16 protein-coding genes are annotated in these 17,783 nt (G+C 62.9%); 2 read left to right on the top strand and 14 right to left on the bottom strand.

Going from position 1 to position 17,783, the window contains the following annotated elements; all coding sequences use genetic code 11:
* Positions 1-4: 4 nt before the first annotated feature.
* Genes NFH66_RS06125 through NFH66_RS06100 form a run of 6 tightly spaced genes read right to left on the bottom strand, consistent with a single transcriptional unit; the run spans position 5 to position 6,386 of the window.
* The gene (locus NFH66_RS06125; protein ID WP_349609165.1) at positions 5-346 is read right to left on the bottom strand and encodes an AtuA-related protein; all 342 of its coding nucleotides are present in this window, start codon (positions 344-346) and stop codon (positions 5-7) included.
* A complete protein-coding gene (locus NFH66_RS06120) occupies positions 339-1,715 on the bottom strand; it encodes an acyclic terpene utilization AtuA family protein (protein ID WP_349609163.1) in 1,377 nt (458 codons plus the stop codon). The genes NFH66_RS06125 and NFH66_RS06120 overlap by 8 nt, the downstream gene beginning before the upstream one ends.
* Complete coding sequence (locus tag NFH66_RS06115) at positions 1,712-2,554, bottom strand: beta-keto acid cleavage family enzyme (protein WP_349609161.1); 843 nt, start codon at positions 2,552-2,554, stop codon at positions 1,712-1,714. The genes NFH66_RS06120 and NFH66_RS06115 overlap by 4 nt, the downstream gene beginning before the upstream one ends.
* Positions 2,551-3,483, bottom strand: coding sequence for a 3-hydroxyacyl-CoA dehydrogenase NAD-binding domain-containing protein (locus NFH66_RS06110; protein ID WP_349609159.1), 933 nt, complete (start codon positions 3,481-3,483; stop codon positions 2,551-2,553). The genes NFH66_RS06115 and NFH66_RS06110 overlap by 4 nt, the downstream gene beginning before the upstream one ends.
* On the bottom strand, positions 3,480-5,357 hold the full coding sequence (locus NFH66_RS06105) for a TRAP transporter permease (RefSeq protein ID WP_349609157.1): 1,878 nt from the start codon (positions 5,355-5,357) through the stop codon (positions 3,480-3,482). Before NFH66_RS06105 ends, NFH66_RS06110 begins: the two co-directional genes overlap by 4 nt.
* Positions 5,358-5,375: 18 nt before the next feature.
* Positions 5,376-6,386, bottom strand: a complete 1,011-nt coding sequence (locus NFH66_RS06100; RefSeq protein WP_349609155.1) for a TAXI family TRAP transporter solute-binding subunit — start codon at positions 6,384-6,386, stop codon at positions 5,376-5,378.
* An 89-nt stretch (positions 6,387-6,475) separates the two neighbouring features.
* On the opposite strand from NFH66_RS06100, the gene NFH66_RS06095 reads away from it, so the two are divergent.
* Positions 6,476-7,378, top strand: a complete 903-nt coding sequence (locus tag NFH66_RS06095; RefSeq protein WP_349609153.1) for a LysR family transcriptional regulator — start codon at positions 6,476-6,478, stop codon at positions 7,376-7,378.
* A gap of 119 nt (positions 7,379-7,497) precedes the next feature.
* Here NFH66_RS06095 and NFH66_RS06090 read toward each other — a convergent pair whose 3' ends face one another.
* The 6 genes from NFH66_RS06090 to NFH66_RS06065 all read right to left on the bottom strand — a co-directional run bounded on the left by NFH66_RS06090 (position 7,498) and on the right by NFH66_RS06065 (position 15,470).
* The gene (locus tag NFH66_RS06090; protein WP_349609151.1) at positions 7,498-8,256 is read right to left on the bottom strand and encodes a M15 family metallopeptidase; all 759 of its coding nucleotides are present in this window, start codon (positions 8,254-8,256) and stop codon (positions 7,498-7,500) included.
* A gap of 4 nt (positions 8,257-8,260) precedes the next feature.
* Positions 8,261-9,538: a TRAP transporter large permease gene (locus tag NFH66_RS06085; protein ID WP_349609149.1), complete on the bottom strand. Its 1,278-nt coding sequence runs from the start codon at positions 9,536-9,538 to the stop codon at positions 8,261-8,263.
* On the bottom strand, positions 9,535-10,041 hold the full coding sequence (locus NFH66_RS06080) for a TRAP transporter small permease (RefSeq protein ID WP_349609147.1): 507 nt from the start codon (positions 10,039-10,041) through the stop codon (positions 9,535-9,537). Before NFH66_RS06080 ends, NFH66_RS06085 begins: the two co-directional genes overlap by 4 nt.
* 72 nt (positions 10,042-10,113) lie before the next feature.
* Positions 10,114-11,175 (bottom strand): TRAP transporter substrate-binding protein, encoded by a 1,062-nt coding sequence (locus NFH66_RS06075; protein ID WP_349609145.1) that lies wholly within the window; start codon positions 11,173-11,175, stop codon positions 10,114-10,116.
* A 204-nt stretch (positions 11,176-11,379) separates the two neighbouring features.
* A complete protein-coding gene (locus NFH66_RS06070) occupies positions 11,380-12,081 on the bottom strand; it encodes a M48 family metallopeptidase (protein WP_349609143.1) in 702 nt (233 codons plus the stop codon).
* Complete coding sequence (locus NFH66_RS06065; RefSeq protein ID WP_349609141.1) at positions 12,078-15,470, bottom strand: type I restriction endonuclease subunit R; 3,393 nt, start codon at positions 15,468-15,470, stop codon at positions 12,078-12,080. Before NFH66_RS06065 ends, NFH66_RS06070 begins: the two co-directional genes overlap by 4 nt.
* Positions 15,471-15,632: 162 nt before the next feature.
* Here NFH66_RS06065 and NFH66_RS06060 point away from each other — a divergent pair, with 162 nt between their 5' ends.
* Positions 15,633-16,085 carry a helix-turn-helix domain-containing protein gene (locus tag NFH66_RS06060; RefSeq protein WP_349609139.1) on the top strand — a complete coding sequence of 151 codons (453 nt, stop codon included), beginning with the start codon at positions 15,633-15,635 and terminating at the stop codon, positions 16,083-16,085.
* A gap of 32 nt (positions 16,086-16,117) precedes the next feature.
* Here the strand turns inward: NFH66_RS06060 and NFH66_RS06055 are convergent, their stop codons facing one another.
* Positions 16,118-17,044: a hypothetical protein gene (locus tag NFH66_RS06055; protein ID WP_349609137.1), complete on the bottom strand. Its 927-nt coding sequence runs from the start codon at positions 17,042-17,044 to the stop codon at positions 16,118-16,120.
* Complete coding sequence (locus tag NFH66_RS06050; protein WP_349609135.1) at positions 17,041-17,631, bottom strand: DUF6932 family protein; 591 nt, start codon at positions 17,629-17,631, stop codon at positions 17,041-17,043. Before NFH66_RS06050 ends, NFH66_RS06055 begins: the two co-directional genes overlap by 4 nt.
* Positions 17,632-17,783 lie beyond the last annotated feature (152 nt).

The raw sequence follows: 17,783 nt of genomic DNA, 5'->3' as shown, positions 1-17,783 counted from the left end.
GGATTCAGGATAACTTCAGCGCGACAGGGCTCTCAACCAACATTGAAAGCAGCATCGCAGATAGCGTCTTGCCGTGACCATCAAGATTGAGGGAACCATTCACCCCTCCTTGAAGCACGTCGTCTAGCACAAAATTAATACCAGCGAGATTAGCCATAGGGTAGCGTCTCACTCTGGTAACGCCACGGTGCGAAAAGAGGTCTGAAACACGCTCTTCGGTCAGTTGCCCTAACAACCAACTGTAATGCTCTTCCCGATAGACGAAGACAGCAAGGTTAAGGCGATCTCCTTTATCACCGGCCCGGGCATGGGCAAAATGATGGAGAGCAAGATGCTCGCTATGCATGACTGACCCTCGCTTGCTTAATACTGACTTGCGGCGTCACCTGCTCACGCCGAACAAGGTAAGACGCCGTCTTGAGACGGCGGGTGTGATGGCGTCTCACCCCCCCTCCTCCAGCCGGGCCACAGCAATATAAAGCGAGCAGTTCCTGGGTCGCCAGTTCAACAACGGCACGCTCCCTATGCTCCACAGCGAGTCGCAGACGAATATCTTCCGACAGGCTTCCAGGAATGTCGCGCCAGACGGCTGAATCACCATCGAACACGCTGGATATGCCGATCAAATCGAAGCGTGACCTCATGTCAGCCGGACATCGGCTAGCCAGGCGCTGACGCAGCGTATCGCGTGCCAGCTTGGCTCTCGCCAGTGCATTTGGCCCCGCATAGGAAATCTCTGCCTCCCCTTGGTAACCTTCGAGGAAGCTGATGGTGGTCTTCAGTCTTTCCGGTGCCGGCTTGCCACGCACACCTTTTACCGACACCCGGTCACGGCCGACCTGGCGAACCTCAACACCGGTAAGATCCAGGACCACATCCGGAGTCACGTAGGCGCCTGGATCGTGAATCTCATAGAGAAGCTGCTCTTTGACGGTCTGCTCGGTGACCAACCCGCCCGTGCCTGGCGGTTTCGTCACGATCAGGCTCCCATCGCGCTCGACCTCGACGATGGGGTACCCGAGGCTTGCCATGCCGGGAACGTCCTTGACGCCTGGGTCGGCGAAATAGCCCCCCGTCACCTGGGCGCCGCACTCGATAAGGTGCCCCGCCAGGGTCCCGGCGGCAATCCGGTCCCAGTCGTCTTGTGCCCAGTCGTGATGGTAGCGCAGCGGTGCCAACGCCAAGGCGGGGTCGGCCACACGCCCAGTGATCACCACCTGAGCCCCCTGGGATAGGGCCTCCACCAGCGCCTCAGCACCGAGGTAGACATTGGCGGCCACCACAGCACTGGGCTCCGGGAGCTCACGGCGTTCACCCTCCCAGGGTTGCCAGTCGAGCGCGTGCATCTGCTCACGGACATCATCTCCCTGAATCACGGCAATACGCGCCTCAGCGATGCCTTCACGCACGGCCAGCCCTGCCACTCGCCTGCGGGCGGCTTCGGGGTTCGCCGCCCCGAAGTTACCCAGCACGGTGACATCATGGCGCAAACAGTCACCGAGCACCGGTGCAAGGAAGGCTTCCAGTAGCGGCTCATCTCCCCCGTCGGGGTCTTGAAGACGAGCCAGCTGCGCCGCCGCCAAGGTTCGCTCTCCGAGCGTTTCGAACATCAGGGCACGCGGTGCATCATAGCTGAGCAGCGCATCCACCAACGGCACAGCGGCATCGGTACGATCACCCGAGAAGCCCGCACCACACCCCACGACAACGGTCATGTCTCACCCCCCGAATACACCGAAGGCAACCCGAGAAAGGCTCGAGCCTGACGAGGATTCATGAGGGTGCGACCGCTGGTCTCGATACGCTCACGCGCCAGTCGTACCAGTTCTGCGTTGTCTTCTACGACACTGCCGTCGGGACGCCAGAGGTTGTTCTCGAATCCCACGCGCGCATGCCCCCCATGGCTTGCCGCCAACCCCATGCAGTCGCCTTCCGTCGGCCCGAAAGCACAGACGGCCCAACGATCCTCAGGCGCTAGTGCTGCGAGGAACCCAGGCAAGCGTGAGGGGTCTGCCACGGGTGGGGTCTCGTAGCGGCCCAACACAAATAGAAGAAAGGCACTTCCGGGTGGCAATACCCCTGCTTCACGCAACTGGTTGAAGTAGATCAAGTCTTCAGGAGAGTAGAGAATATACTGAACGCTGCTACCGCCGGCCTGGAGGTCACGACACAGAGCCCCGCTCGCCTCGACCTGCTGCGGATCACCAAACAATTCACGTATCGCCACCGAGACCGCTTCGGGGCGCAGCTCCGACAGCAGCTGCCGCTGCGCCTCGGGGCCATATCGCCCCCCTGCCTCGCTGGTCACCTGCAGCACCATCTCATCACCGACGGCCGCTCTTATCGCACTCAACGCCTCCCGGTAAGCTGCCGCATCCAGGAGGTGGCGGCCGTCGTCTTCCCGAACATGCACGTGGATCATCGCCGCGCCAGCATCGCGGCAGGCCACGGCATCCGCGGCCAGCGCCTCCGGGGTCAGCGGTATTGCCGGGTGGTCGGCATGGGTGCGCCGCGCGCCGTTGGGGGCCACCATCAACAGGCAAGGCATCGTCATGACCGCACCTCCGCGGGCTGATTCTCAGGCTCGATCGCCTGTTGCAGCGACACCAGGCGGGCATCTCGCTGAGCAAAAAGCTCGGCCAGTGATTGACCATGCGTCACCTGCTCGACGCCCGTCACCACACTGGCCTTCAAGGTCTCATCCATTACCGGGGTTCCCAGGCTCGACCAGCGGTACTGCTGACTCGGCCCCAGGTGTTCGAGATAGTGTCGAATCCCCCCCTTGCCACCCCCCAGGTGGTAGGTCAGGAAAGGGCCCTGGATAGCCCAGCGCATTCCCGGCCCCGCGGTCACGGCCCTGTCGATATCTTCGACGCTGGCAACCCCTTCCTGCAGCAGATAGAGGGCCTCACGCCACAGCGCAGAGGAAAGTCGGTTGGCGATATGTCCCACCATTTCCTTGCGCATCACCACAGGCTGCTTACCGATAGCGCGATAGAAGGTGGCCAGCCTTGCGACCACCTCCGGATCGGTCCCGTAGAGCTCGACCAGCGGCACCAGGTGGGGCGGATTGAAGGGATGAGCGACCGCGATTCGCGAAGGCTCTGGAGCATCCGGCGCGATATCGGAGTGTTGCAGCGAAGACGTGCTGCTCACGATCAGTGCCGTATCCGGTGCCAGCCGTTGCACATCGGCCAGCAACTTCCGCTTCAGCTCGATCGACTCCGGCGCATTCTCCACCACTAGCTCTGTCTGCGCGACTGCTTCAGCCAGCGAACCGCATACCGTGGGCTGGCAGGGAGAGTTGCCCAGTGTGACCATATCGGCAGCCACAAGGTCTACGAAAGCCGCTCTAGCCGAAGCATCCGGGTCAAAGGCTCTGACCTCCAGGCCCCGGGAAAGGAAGTAGGCAGCCCAACTGACGCCGATGGTCCCGCAACCGATGATCGCGATGCGCGTCAACGGCGATTCGATATGGTTCATGATGATGCTCCCTGCAACGGGTTACGACGTGCCACACGCCAGGCCCAGCCATATAGGGCGAACAGGCCAATGACGCCGACCAAGCCAGGCGCAGCCCCCGGCAGCACGGCCAGGACACCGACGATCGAAAGCATGGCGGTATCCAGCCAGCGACGACCCGTCAAGCGGGCGCCGCCCAACACGCCGGCAAACGCCAGGACAAACGCCAGGGCACGCAGCGCCGCCACGCTGATGTCCCACGCGTCCCCCATGCCAATCAATGCCGGGTAGGCCAAGATCAGGAAAGGAATGATGTAAGTGGTTGCACCAAGCCGAACGGCATGGCCCGCTACCTGCAACCAGCCCGCCTGGGCGATACCCGCGGCGACGAATACCGCAATGCACACGGGCGGAGTGATCACCGAGATCGTGGCAAAGTAGAAAACAAAGAGATGAGCGACCAGCGGTTCAACGCCCATGCGCGTCAGGGCAGGCGCCAGGACGGCGGCCACCAGCACATAAGCCGCCGTGGTGGGTATGCCCATGCCCATGATCAAGCAGATAGCGGCCACAATCAGGGCCACCAGGAAAAGTTGCTCACCGGCGACGCTCACCACCAGGGTCGATAACGTCACCCCGATCCCCGTCATGTTGAGCATGGCCACAAGGATCTGCGCCCCCGCCAGCAGCACACCGATGATCACCATGCCCTTGCCGGCATCTTCCAGCCCAGTCATCAGCATGCGCAGCATCTTTCTGGGCGGCATGCGATCCAGCACCCCGAAGACCACATAGCTCACCAGCAGCAGCGCAATGCCCAAGAATGCCGCGTACTGGATCGAGTAGCCCTTGAGCACGCCACCGAAGAGGCCTCCGAGGGCTGCTACGATCGGCACTATGCGCTTGAGCTGCAGCACGTCTGGCCAGCGTGGCAAATCGGCCTCCGGCACCAATGGCAGAGAGCGACGCACCGCCACCAGATGAATGGTAAAAAACACCGCAATGTAGAAGAGCACCGCAGGCAGCAGAGCCGCCAGGGCGATGGTGACGTAGCTGATGCCCAGAATCTCGGCCATGATGAAGGCGGCAGCACCCAGGATCGGCGGTGCTATCTGCCCCCCCGTCGAGGCTACCGACTCAACCCCACCGGCGAAGGCGGCGGGATACTTCAAGCGTTTCATCATGGGAATGGTGAAGTTGCCGGTCGTCGCGACGTTGGCGACAGCACTTCCGCTGACCATGGCGAACAGGCTGGAGGCGACGGTGGCGATCTTGGCCGCACCCCCTTGGCTGCGTCCACCGATGCGCATGGAGAGGTCGATGAACGTCTGACCACCCCCGGTATGCAACAGCAAAGAGCCGAACAGGACGAACGCCGCAATCGTGGTGGCCGCTACACCCAGCAACATGCCCCAGATCCCCAGGTCACCGAGGAAAAGGGTTTCGGTAACGAAGGCGGTATCGAAGCCTCGGTGGCTCAACGGCCCAGAGAGATGGTTACCGAAAAGCGCATAGGCAATGCCAAGGGCCACGAGCACTGGAAAGATCCAGCCGATGGCGCGCCGGGCAACTTCAAGGATGCTCACCACCAAGATACCCGCCAGCAGCATGTCCTGGGTGGTCGCCCAGGGCAGCGTCGACAGGATGTCGTCTGCCTTGACGGTGACGTAGAGACAGGCCGTAATGGCACCGGCGGCCAGCAACAGATCAATAATGATCCCCACTGGGCGCCAGGACTGGCCCGCACCCAGGGGGAAACTGAGAAGGCCCAGCCCGATCACCAGCGCAAGGAAGACGCTTCGATGTACCAGGCTATCGAGGGGCCCTGTTGCCGAGGTGTAGAAGATAAAGCCCCCTAGCGCCAGGGCGACCAGCATCAACATGGTATTACGCATGGGATCGGGCTCCTGGGCTTATTCCACCGGCTTCAGGTGGTCAGGAATCTCGTAGCCTTGCTCCTCGAAATAGCGGGCCGCTCCGGGGTGGAAGGGCACGGTGCCACTTTCCAGAGTAAGCTCTGCCAGGTCCACATCCGCCAGGTTGGCCAGCGCGCTGACTTGAGGGTCAGGATTCTCCATCACCGCCTTGACGATCTCATAGGCCGTATCCTCATCGAGGTTCGGCGAAGAGTGCATGGCAAGGCCGAAGCTCCAGGTGGTATAGGCGGGTATGCCTTCGGCGGCGCCTTCCGGAATATCCACCACCGAGATATCAGGCATCTGCTGGCGCAGCGTATCCGCCTGCTCTTCGGTGAGGGACAACACCTCGATCGGAGTGAAGGTGGCGATATCCAGCGATGAACCGTCGAGCTTGTTGCCCACGCCAGACTTGACGTAGCCCGCCATGCGGCTGTCCTTGACACCGGCCACCACATCGGTGGTAGAGCCACGTACGTAGTCCGGCGAGATCCCCAGGGTCTCCATCACGGCCATGGTGGTCGCCTCGGTGGCCGAGCCGGTGATCCCCGGATTCAGTTCCACACCTTCCAGTTCGGCCATCGAGGTGACGCCGGCATCCACCCGCATGACCACGTTCTGTGGGGCGGCGGAATACACCCAAAGCAGGCGGTTATCAACCTTGCGGTCCGCAAACTCACCCTCTCCGGCGTAGGCGTGATAGCCCACATTGGTGGTGACAAGCCCCATATCGACCTGATCGCGAAGGATTCGGCGCAGGTTATCGACGGTGGCTCCCGTCTCGACGACCGAGGCGCGGACGCCTTCCACTTCCTGGTTGATGATCTGACCGACGGCCACGAAATAGCCGTACTGGCTCGACGAGGTGGACGTCGAGCCGATCAGCAGCTGTTCCTCGGCCTGGGCGGCACCGGCCATCAGCCCGGCACTGATCATGGCGGCCAGCAGCGGGGTTTTGTATGACGACATGGCGTTGCTCTCTCTGGTGTTGTTGGTTTTGGCGTCCAATAGACGGGTGTCTTGCGACATCCCCAGCATGGGAAAGGATGCTAGTATATGTCTAATATAATTATTCGAACGGGACTTTTATTTTTTTTATGCAGCCATCGATACGTCAGCTGAAGGCCTTCGTGGCCATCGCCGAGCACGGCAGCTTCGTCGAGGCCTCGGAACGTCTTCATCTCTCTCAGCCCGCCTTGAGCATCGCCATTCGCAAGCTCGAGGAGTCGGCGGGCGGCGCCCTCTTCAACCGCTCCCCCCGGGGGGTACAGCTGACGCCCGAAGGGCGCCACTTTCTCCCCATGGCACGGCGTCTGATCGGCGACTGGGATGACGCCCTGGGCGATCTCGGTGAGCTATTCAACAAGGAGCGAGGAAAGGTCACCCTGGCTGCCCTGCCCACCCTCGCCGCCGGCTTTCTGCCTGCGGTGCTGGCCGACTATCGCCGTCGATATCCCAACATTGCGATCAATGTGCACGACGTCTTGGCCAATCAGGTGGATGAGCTTGTCAGCAGCCAACGCGCGGATATCGGCTTCTCGGTGAAGCCTGGTGCGGCCGAGGCCATTCACTTCGAGCCGCTGGTAGACGACCACTTCGTTGCCGTCTGCCCACAGGGTCACCCGCTGCTCGAGAACAAGACAGTCAGATGGGAAGAGCTGATCGCCTTTCCGATCATCGCGCTCAGCCGGCTATCGAGCACACGTCAAGCCATCGATGATGTCTTGCAGAAGCTCGGCACCGGGATGGATGTGATGTGCGAGGTCAGCCAGATCGGTACGGCGGGCAGAATGGTCGCGGCGGGGCTCGGCGTCGCCGCCCTGCCCTCGCTCAGTTTCAAGCAAATTTCGGCCGAAGGCCTGGAGTGGCGCCCATTGACGCACCCCAACGTACCGCGAACCCTGGGCATTATTACTCCGGCCCGCACCTCGCGGTCGGCCGCAGCCAACGCCATGATGGACGTCGTCAAGGTTCACGCGGGGGCTTTAGGCCCCCTGTAACTCAGCGCCTCGACCTCACGCCCCCTCCACCTCGATGCCGCGCCGGGCAAGCCAGCCCTTGTGCAGCTCATAGTTCGGCATGGCGCGCTCCTGTAGTGACGGTTGCTAGAACGCAGGACCTAAAGCTGCCTCCGCCACCGACTCTCGACGGTCTCCACCTCGGCCGGGCCATAGATCGCTTGCTTGTGCTGGCCGTAATGGGCCCAGAGCTGGTCGCCGGCGTCGTAGTGCCACCACTCGCTGGGCAGGTTGGTGAAGCCGGCCTTATGCATCACCGAGTACAGCAAGCGCCGGTTGTCGCGCACCTGCCGCTGCGTTTCTGTCAGCTCTGCAAGGGTCTCGAAGTAGGCGGTGTGGGAGGCCGGCACCGCTTCATCGAAGAGCGTGCCCATGTCGAGCGGCAACCCGTCGGCATCGCTCAGGGTGACATCCACCGCCCCGCCGGTCAGGTGGGGACTGGGTGCGTCGGGCTCGTGGCTGGGCACCGAGACGAACTCGCGGGTGCGCGCCAGCAGCGCCTCCTGGTCGAGCTCGGGGTGGTGGGCGCGAATCGCGTCCTGCAGGGTATCGAACAGGTACTGCTGGACCCGCCAGGGACGCCAGCCGTCGAGGATGATCAACCCCATTCCCTCGGGCAGCGAGCGCGCCACCTCGAGCAGGCGGCGGTACACGCCTTCGCGCACGTAGCACTCGTTCACCGCCCCCGGGAGCCCCTGCTTGGCATACACGGGGAACACCTTGATCGGCGATGGCGCCAGGCTGAGCGGCATCAAGGGTTCGTCGCTGCCCCGGATGGGAATGCGGGTCAGCACCGGCCAGTCCGGCTCGGGCCTCGCGACGATCGGGGTGGCGGTCAACTGAGAAAGGGAATCCGTCATGGCACTATCCAAGCAGCGTCGGGAGCCAGAGCGCCAGCCCCGGGAACAGGATCAGGAGTAACAGCACCAGTACCGCGGTCAGCACGAAGGGCCAGATGGTCCGGAACAGCGAGACGATCTCCAGCCGGCTGACCGCGGCCGCCACGAACACGCAGGCCCCCATGGGCGGGGTGATCAAGGCGATGGTGATGTTGAGGGTGATGATGATGCCCAGGTGCACCGGGTCGATCCCGGCCATCATCGCCACCGGGGAGAAGATCGGCGTCAGCAGCATCAGCGCCGACACCTCCTCCATGAACATGCCGGTGACGAAGGTGATCAGGCTCAGCATCAGCAGGATCACCACCGGCTTTTCGATGTAGGGCGCCAGCAGCTCGACGAACTGGTTGGGTACCTGGGCGTAGGAGAGCAGCCAGCTGATGGTGGCCGAGGCGGCCATGATCACGAAGATGGCCGAGGTCAGCCGCGTGGTATCGACGATGGCCTTCCACAGGTCGGCCAGGCGAAGGTTGCCGAGCGCGGCGCCGCAGAGCGCGACATACAGGGCGGTCAGGGCGCCAGACTCGGTCGGCGTGACGAACCCCAGCACGATACCCGCCACGATGATGAAGGGCGCCACCAGCGCCGGAAGCGCCCCCACCGCGGTGACCAGCAGCTCGCGTGCGCCAGGCCACCCGCCGCGCTTCTCCAGCCCGACGCGCCAGGCATACCAGGCGTTCATGCCCATGAAGGCCGCGCCCAGCAGCAGCCCGGGAATCACCCCGGCGAGGAAGAGGTCGCCCACCGAGGTGTTGGTCAGCGAGGCGTAGAGGATCATGAAGATGCTCGGCGGGATGATCGGCCCGATCAACGAGCTGCCGGCGGTGAGCCCGGCGGCGAAGGCGGTGGAGTAGCCCTCCTTGCGCATCGGCGGCACCAGCAGCGAGCCCAGCGCCGAGGTATCGGCGACCGCCGAGCCGTTGACGCCGGCGAAGAACACGCTGGACACCACGTTGACATGCCCCATGCCCCCGCGCAGGTGGCCTACCAGCAGCTTGGCGAAGGCCATCAGACGATCGGTGAGGCGGGTCACGTTCATCAGGTTGCCGGCCAGGATGAACAGCGGGATGGCCATCAGCGAGAAGGCATTGATGCCGCCGAAGAACTGCTGCGGCAGCATGCGCGGGATCATGCTGGGGTCGACGAACAGGAAGCCCACCAGCGCGGTGGCCAGCAGGGAGATGAACAAGGGCAGGCCCAGCAGCACATGTACCAGGAAGACGGCAAGCATGGTCAGGGTCATGACGCCCCCTCCGTCTCCGCCGTCTCCGAGAGCTCCTTGAGGGGTGCCGGCCCGTACCAGAGCGCCTGCCAGGCCAGCAGCGCAAAGCCGATCGGCAACGCCATCACCGGCACCGTGCGGCTGACCCCCAGCCCCTGGCTGGTGAACATGGCGACCGACTGCGCGTAGCGGTAGCTGAAGATCGCCGCGGCGATGGCGATGCCGAGGGTGAGCAGCCATTGGTAGAGGTTGAGCAGGCGTCGCAATGATACCGGCAACAATCGCTCGATCAGCGCCACACGCATGTGGCCGCCCTCGACCCAGACGGCACCGGCGGCCAGCAGGACGCTGCCGATGATCAGGTAACGGGCCAGCTCATCCGTCCAGATGGGCGCCCCACCGGCGAGGTAGCGCATGAAGACGCCGAACAGGATGATGGCCAGGTCGATCAGCAGCAGCGTGCTGGCCACGGACAGGGACACACGGCGGCTGATACCCAGCACGCGAGCGTTCAAGGATGACATGAAGGATTCCGGGAGTGTCGCGAATTGAGGCCTAGGGCAGGCGCGGACGCCTGCCCCGTGGGTTGGCGATGCTTACTCGGCCAGGTGGGTCATGCCGGCGTCTTCGAGGGCCATCTCGATGAAGCGCGGCTCGATATCACGCTCGCCTAGCCACTCCAGGTAGGCGGGCTGGCCCAGCTCGCGGAACGCCTCCAGCTCTTCTTCCGAAGGACGGATGATCTCCATGCCCTGCTCTTCGAGGTAGGCGATACGCTCGTCTACCTGAGCCTCGTTGTGCTCGCGGGCCATCTGGTTGGCCTCCTCGACGGCCTCCAGGAAGGCGCTGCGCATCTCCTCGCCCCAGCCATCGATCATCGCCCCGTTGCCGACCAGGAACTGATCCGAGTACTGGATGTTGGCCAGGGTCAGGTAGTCCTGCACCTCGTAGAGGCTACCCAGGATGATGTACATGGGCGGGTTCATCTGGCCGTCGGCGACCCCGGTGCGCAGCGCCATGTAGACCTCGGTCCACGGGATCGGGGTGCCGGAGGCGCCGAAGGCCTCATAGAGGGCGACCTGGCTGGGGTCCATGGCGCGGAAGCGCAGCCCCTCGAAGTCCTCGGGGGACGAGATCGGGCGCGCGTCGTTGGTGAAGGCCAGGAAACCGCCCTCCTCCACCACGGCGAGCAGCTCCAGGCCGGTGCGTTCACGCAGGGCGTCTTCCACCGCCTGCCAGTACTGGCCCTCGTCGAAGAAGGTGCGCGCCGCTTCGAAGTCGTCGAACAGGAAAGGAATCGCGCTGACGAAGACTTCGGGCACCACCGGCGACATGCCGGCGAAGGAGGCGATATTGAGGCTGGGGGTGGTCATCACCTGCTCCATGCGCTCCTGCTCTTCGCCCAGCTGGCTATTGGCATAAAGCTTCAGCTCGATCTCGCCCTCGGTCTTCTCCTCGACCAGCGCCTTCAGGTTGGTGGCGAAGACGTGGACGGCATTCTTGTCGGGATCCGGCGCGCCGTTGTAGCCGATGTTGACGGTGGTGGCGGCCTGGGCGCTGCCGGCAAAAGCGGCGGCGAGACAGGCCGTCAGCAGCGGAGCGGCAGCGAGGGAGCGGCCGAGGCGCGAGACGAGAGGCTTGCGGGCAGACAGGGTCATGCTGATCTCCATGGCTTGTTGTTGGTGAAGACCCGGCGACGCCGGTATATCAGCAGATTAGGCGTTAACGCGCTGACTATTCAAACCTGATGGCATTGATATGTTATCCACAGCGCTCTCAACCACCGCTTTCGCAGCGTGCTGGGCGTGGTAGTGCTCCACCAGCAGGCGTCCCGCCTCGCTGAGCCTGATCCTCGCCTTGGATCACACCCCCTCCACTTCGATACCCTGCCTAGCGAGCCAGCCCTTACGCTGCTCATAGTCCGGCATGGCGCGCTCCAGGCGGCGCCAGAAGGCCGGGGTGTGATGGGGCTCGTGCAGGTGAACCAGCTCGTGAACGACCACGTACTCGGCGATATGCCGGGGCAGCAGGATGGTCTTCCAGTGGAAGTAGACTCGGTTGCCCTTGCCGCAGGAGCCCCAGCGGTAGCCGAGGTCCTGGACCGTCACGCCGGCGGGCTCGACATCCATTCGCCGGGCGTGCTCCTTGACCCTGGCGGTGAGCCAGTCGCTGGCGCGGGCGCTGTACCAGCGCACGAAGTGATCGCGGGCGTCGGGCAGGGCGTCTTCGCGTAGCTGGAAGCGGCCGGCGACAAGCTTGAGCGGCGCCACCTGGTCGTCCGGTGACACGCGCTTGAGCCGGTAGCTGCGCCCCAGGTAGAGAAACCCCTCGCCGTTGACGTACTCCTTGCGCGGCAGCCGATGGCGGCGCTCGGCCTTCAGCGCCAGCTTCTGATAGATCCAGTAGCGCTTCTCGAGAACGAAGTCGCGCAGCCGCTGCTCGTCGATGCCGGTGGGCGCGGCGATGATCAGCTCACCGTCACGGTCCACGGTGATCTCGAGCGTCTTGCGGCGAGAACTCTCACGCACCTCGAAGGTGAGATCATCCACGGAGAGCTGCGTCATGCTTTCGCCAGCTTGTGGTGGTTGCTGCGGGCCAGGTCGAAGAGCCGCTCGGCGGTGGCCTCGGCCTGGTCGATAGGCACCAGGCTGCCCATCATCAGTTGGCTGAACAGGTGCTGCTTGAGGCGCTCCTGGTCGGGAATATGGGAGGGCTTCCAGAAGTCGGGAATGGCGATCTCCTGCTGGATCGTGGCCACCACCTCCTCGGTGGCGTCGAGCAATTTCTGGGCGGTGGCAGCCTCCATCTGTTCAACCTCCAGGCCGGCGCTGGCCATCAGCTCGCGCCAGAAGGGCTGAGCATGGGCGGGCATGTCAGGGATATCCTCGCCTGGACCGGGTGCTCCATCCCGCAACTGCTCAATCAGCGCCTTGAACGCCTCCACCTGCTCGGCCCACTGGCCATCGAGCTGGTCGAGCAGCTCCTCCAGACGCTCGCTCAGCTGGCTATACTTCACCGGGTCCTCGTCCAGGTGCTTGCGCACGTGGGAGCGCACGGCGTGCTCCATCTCCGAGGCCTTGGCGCGGTCGCCCACCTGGCGGCCGATATGCTCGTCGAACTCGGCGTCGGTGAGCTGCACCGGTGGAATACGTGGATTGATGCCGAGCGAGATCACGTAGTCGTCGATCAGCTTGCGTACCTTGTTGCCGATGTCGCGACCGAGCTCCTTGGTGTCCTTGTAACGGTTGCGCGCCAGCGCGTGGATATAGGCGAGCCGCTTGGCGTCATTGACGAACTCGAGCCCCTCGGGGCGCGGCAGCACATCATCCAGGCTGCGGTTGAACTCCTTGAGCTTGACCAGGAATTCGGCCCGCAGCCGTTCATCGGCGAGCACCTGTACCGCCTCCTCGGCGTCATCCAGGTTGTCCACACCCTGGGCGCGCAGTACATCGACCACTCGCAGGTGACGGTCACGCAGCAGCGGGATCTCATCCTTGAGGCTCTGCAGGGCACCCTCGATGTCCTCCTCGCTGTAGGCGGCCAGCGCCTCCTTGAGGTGGTTGGCCACACCGAAGTAGTCCACCACGATGCCGTGGGTCTTGCCGTGGCCGGTACGGTTGACCCGGGCGATGGCCTGCAAGAGCTCTGCCTCGCGCAGTGAGCGGTCGAGGTACATCACCCCCTCGATGGGGGCGTCGAAGCCGGTGAGCAGCATGCTCTTGACGATCAGGAAGGCCAGCGGGTCGTGCTTGGCGGGATCGTGATGTTGTGATGGCTGGGATATGTCATCCAGCGGCGGAAGCGGCTTCTTGAAGCGCTTGATGTGGTTCTCGACGGCGGCGCGGTCGCTCCACTTCGCCCAGGCGGGATCATCGTTGTTGCCGCTGCTGAACACCACCGCGAACTCGAGCTCAGCCAGCACCTTGCGATAGCGCCAGGCCTGGATCGCCGCCTTGACCCGCGGCGGGCGCAACAGCAGCTCGCCCTCTTCCAGCGCCTTGTCCTCGGGAGAGAGCGCCATGGCCTCCTCCAGCAGCGCTACCTTGGCCTGCTCGAGGGCCTCGACGTAGCGCAGGGCGGCCCGGCGGCTGTAGGCCACCAGCTGGGCCTTGTAACCGTTGGGGAGGATATGGGTGACGTAGTGGCGCAGGATGTCCTGGGCCTTCTCCTGGATCAGCTGTGGCGCCTCGAAGATCTGCCCCTTGGTGGCGTACTTCTTCCTGATCGCCTCCAGCTCCTCCTTGCTGTGATCGCGGAACAGATCCTCGAACAGGCCATCGAGGCTGGCGCCCTCCTTGATCGCCCCCTTGGTGGTGCGCCCCTCATAGAGGATCGGCACCGTGGCACCATCCTGCTCCGCCTCCTTGATGGTGTAGCGGTCGATGTACTCGCCGAAGATATCGTGGGTGCGCTTCTTGTCGCCCATGATAATCGGCGTGCCGGTGAAGCCGATGCGCGCGGCATTGGGCAGGGCGCGCATCATATTGGCGTGCAGGTCGCCGGCCTGAGTACGGTGGGCCTCGTCCACCAGGATCAGGATGTCCTCGCTGGTATTGAGCACCTCGAAGGGCTCGCTCAGGATCGGCTTCTTGGGGGTAGCGGCGCTCGGTTCGGCGGCATCACGGCGGCCGCTGTCCAGCCCGCTGCTGGCGCCAGCCTCATCTGTTTCCGGCGCTGCCTCACCCTCTCCCTCGGCATCCGGGTCGCGATATTTCTGGTCTCTGTATTTCTGAACCGTGCCGAATACCAGGCCGGGTCCCTCGCGGCTCAGCAGCTTCTTGAGCTGGGTGGTATTGCCGGCCTTCTCGACGCTCTCGCCGGTGAGTTCGGCGGTAGCGGAGAGCTGGGCCTGCAGGTCCTTGCGGTCGGTGATGACCACGACCTTGAAGCGGCGCAGCGCTGGGTCGGTCCGCAGCTTGCGCACCAGAAACACCATGGAGAGGCTCTTGCCACTGCCCTGGGTGTGCCAGACGATGCCGCCTCGGCGATCGCTCTCACCATCCTCGCGGCGGGTCTTGCCGCTCTTCAGGCGCTCAACGGCCCGGGTGACGCCACGGAACTGCTGATAGCGGCACACCAGCTTGATCTCCTGGCCGCCAATATTCATGAACAGGGTGTAGTGACGCACGATATCGAGCAGGTTGGTGCGGGTTAGCATGCCAGCGATCAGGCGCTGCTGGGCCGAGAGCTCCGCCACGTCCAGGTCGATGGCCACCTCCGCCTCTCGCATCGGGGCTACCGTCTTCCAGCTCAGGTAGTGAGCGAAGCGAGCACCAACGGTGCCAACGCGGGCCTCGTCGAAGTTGCTGGCCACCAGGAACTGGCAGGTGGCGAACAGCGCCGGGGCGCCTTCATGCTCCCCCACCTCATTCTCCAGGAAGCGCTGGTTATGGTAGCGGCGTAGCTGATCCACCGCTTCGCTGAGCCCCTCCGGCACGGTGCGGCTCTTGCACTCCACCACCACCAGCGGGATGCCGTTCACGAACAGCACCAGATCCGGGATCACGTGGCCCTTGGCGGAGTCGTGGCCGGGTGGGCACTTCACCTTGAACTGGTTGACCACGGTGAAGACGTTGTTGGTGGGCTCGTCCCAGTCGATGTAGCGCACTACCTGCCCACGGCCACCGTCCCATCCCTCGAGCCCCTCCACCGCCAGCCCATCATGGAGCAGCTCGGTGGCCAGCTTGTTGGCCTCCAGCACCTTGCTGGCCGGCAGCCGGGTGATGGCCGCCACTGCCTGATCCAGGCGCGCCTCATCCAGCCAGGGGTTACCGTCACGCAGGTTGATCCTGCGCAGACGATCTCTCAGCAGCGGCTCCATCACTACCTGAGCGAAGCTCTCGCGGTGGGTCACGGCGGGATCGTCCACCGAACCGGCCAGGTACTCCCAGCCCTGGCTTACCAGCTGATCGATAAAGGGCTTCTCGACATCCGTGTACTCGGGTCCTGCCATACCGTGGCTCCCTGAATAAAATCACTATCCTGAGCATACCAGCCCGGAGGCCAATCACTCGTTTCGGATATTGCGATTTTTGTTTATTTCGAATATCTTGTCTGATAATGATGAAGCACAAGAGGCAGCCAGCAAAAGCCGCGGCTATCAAGAGGTCATACTATGAACACTATCGTCCAGGAGTCCGTGCCCCACGATGCCGAGCTCACTCGCCTGGCTAGGGCCAGCGCCACTGAGCTTAGTCAGCTGCTCCGCGAGCGGCCCGAGAGCGACCGTGCGCATATCAAGCTGGATGGGGCGGACCTGGTGCTGCCCCGCCAGGCGCTGGTGCTGCTGCGTGACCTGCTCATCGAAATGGCCCAGGGCAATGCCGTGACCATCCTTCCCACCCATGCCGAGGTGACGACCCAGGAAGCCGCCAACATGCTCAATGTCTCGCGGCCCCACCTGGTCAAACTGCTTGAGGAGGGCGCGATTCCTTTCACCCGAGTGGGCACGCACCGCCGGATTCGCCTGCAGGACTTGCTGGCCTACAAGCGCCAGCAGGAGGAAGCCTCCGAGGCCGCTCTGCAGGCGCTGGCCGACCAGGCTCAGGACCTGGACATGGGCTACTGAGTGTCATCATGCCGCACTCATAGAGAACCCACTCACTCTGTTGCTTTACCCAGCGGCCATGCGGGCAGTTCCAGCAGCTTGTAGCGGGGTCTGCCGCGCCCGGCCTGGGTCACCAGCATCTTCGCCTCGACCACCTGGCCGCGATGGTCATTAATGGAGTCGGGGGCTTCAACGCCTGGCCCTATCTTGGCCGTTAGCCACTCCTTGTCATCTTCAATCTGGAATTCGCAGCTGCCCTTATGAGGCATTGCGCCTCCAAACACTACCGAGAGCACCTGTTCGCTCTCGGATAGATACTCCGTGCTCAGGCGTTCGAGGCTGCGTTTGACCTGACTCGAATCTCTGAAGCGGAATGATTTGTCGGCGTGTTTGAGTGAACAGACAGCCTCATGGTCATTCAGGACACTGACAAAGCTCCGAATCTTGTCCAGAGCCCGCTGATCCATATCAGCGGCGGCTTCTGCTAGCTCCTCATCGTCGATGCCGATACTGCCGTCCAGTAGGTTTCGAGTCGCCTCCAGGGCTTGGGAAACCGTACTGTCATCGTCTAACTCCAGCTGCGCCGACGACTCCTGAAGCTGGAAACCAAAGGAGCCGCGTGCCGTGCCGGTGATCATCATCTGGTACTGCTGACGATTTGGAACGGGTCCTGTGGGGGCCAAGGTGGCATGCAAAGAGGCGCCGACAGCAGTGATTGCGTCGGAAAAAGCGGATAGCGCCTTGGTAGCAAAGTCGGCAATAACGCCCTCCGACCCTGCTACCGGGCGCCCGCTGAATGTCAGCACGGCTCGAGCAAGTTCTCGCTCTTGAGGCACCACTTCCTCAAGTTGTTCTTGAACAACTTTCAAGCGAGTTTCTACGCTGGCCCGGTCGAGGACATCCTCGAAAGGAATTTTTTCCAGCATTTTTTGGAGGCTATTGACCTCCGCCTTGAGGGCAAACAGCTCTTTCTGGCTCATTGAAAGCCCTCCTGGTCTTTAAGCCTGTCAAGATGCTCTCTGGCAGCTTGATTCGGAAATAATGAAATTTGAAGAAACCCTTTCCATGAGTCATCTCGGCGATGTGACCACATGCTGTACCAATAGGATGAGCGCTCGACCAACCTTTCAGGAGGAATGACGTTCATGGCCACGAAATACGCATCAACATGGTAGTATTTCTTTATCGCCAAGCGTGCATCGGGAAGGATCCCAATAATTTCATTAAAGCTGTTCAGCACTTCTTGCTGGTTTTTTACGCCAGGAAAATCAATAAAACTGACAACATCGATGTCATTCGGAGGCCGTTTTTCAAGCGCTTCAACGTGTTCCATATAGCTTCCATCCAGCCACTGGAACCCCTGGGTCAGCCCGGCATCATGCAGGCCCTGGCGGTAGCGCAGAAACCCATCGAGTATCCTGATGCGTTCCTGTGAAGTGCCGAAGCGCTGGACGAGGTCGACCAGCGACACCTCGTAGGGGGAGCGAGCCGGGGAAGTCGGATTATTGGCATCCACCGGCGGCAGTACGCTTTCCGCTGTCCAGTCAGGAATCGGTACGTTGATCATGGGGCTTCCCTGCGTTCACTCATTTGACTCATTGCTCTTAGCTTAGTTGCCCGGTCGATGGGCTGCCACGCGCCACCTGAGCACCGGGGTCTTGCCGGTGGTGGTGTCCTTGAGTCTGACCTTCTATAGTCAGCGGCAGCGAGCGCCTGGGC

This window comes from Halomonas sp. H10-9-1, from assembly GCF_040147005.1.
GTDB lineage: Bacteria > Pseudomonadota > Gammaproteobacteria > Pseudomonadales > Halomonadaceae > Halomonas.
The sequence above is the reverse complement of the archived record's forward strand: the minus strand, read 5'-3'. Positions and strand labels throughout refer to the sequence as shown.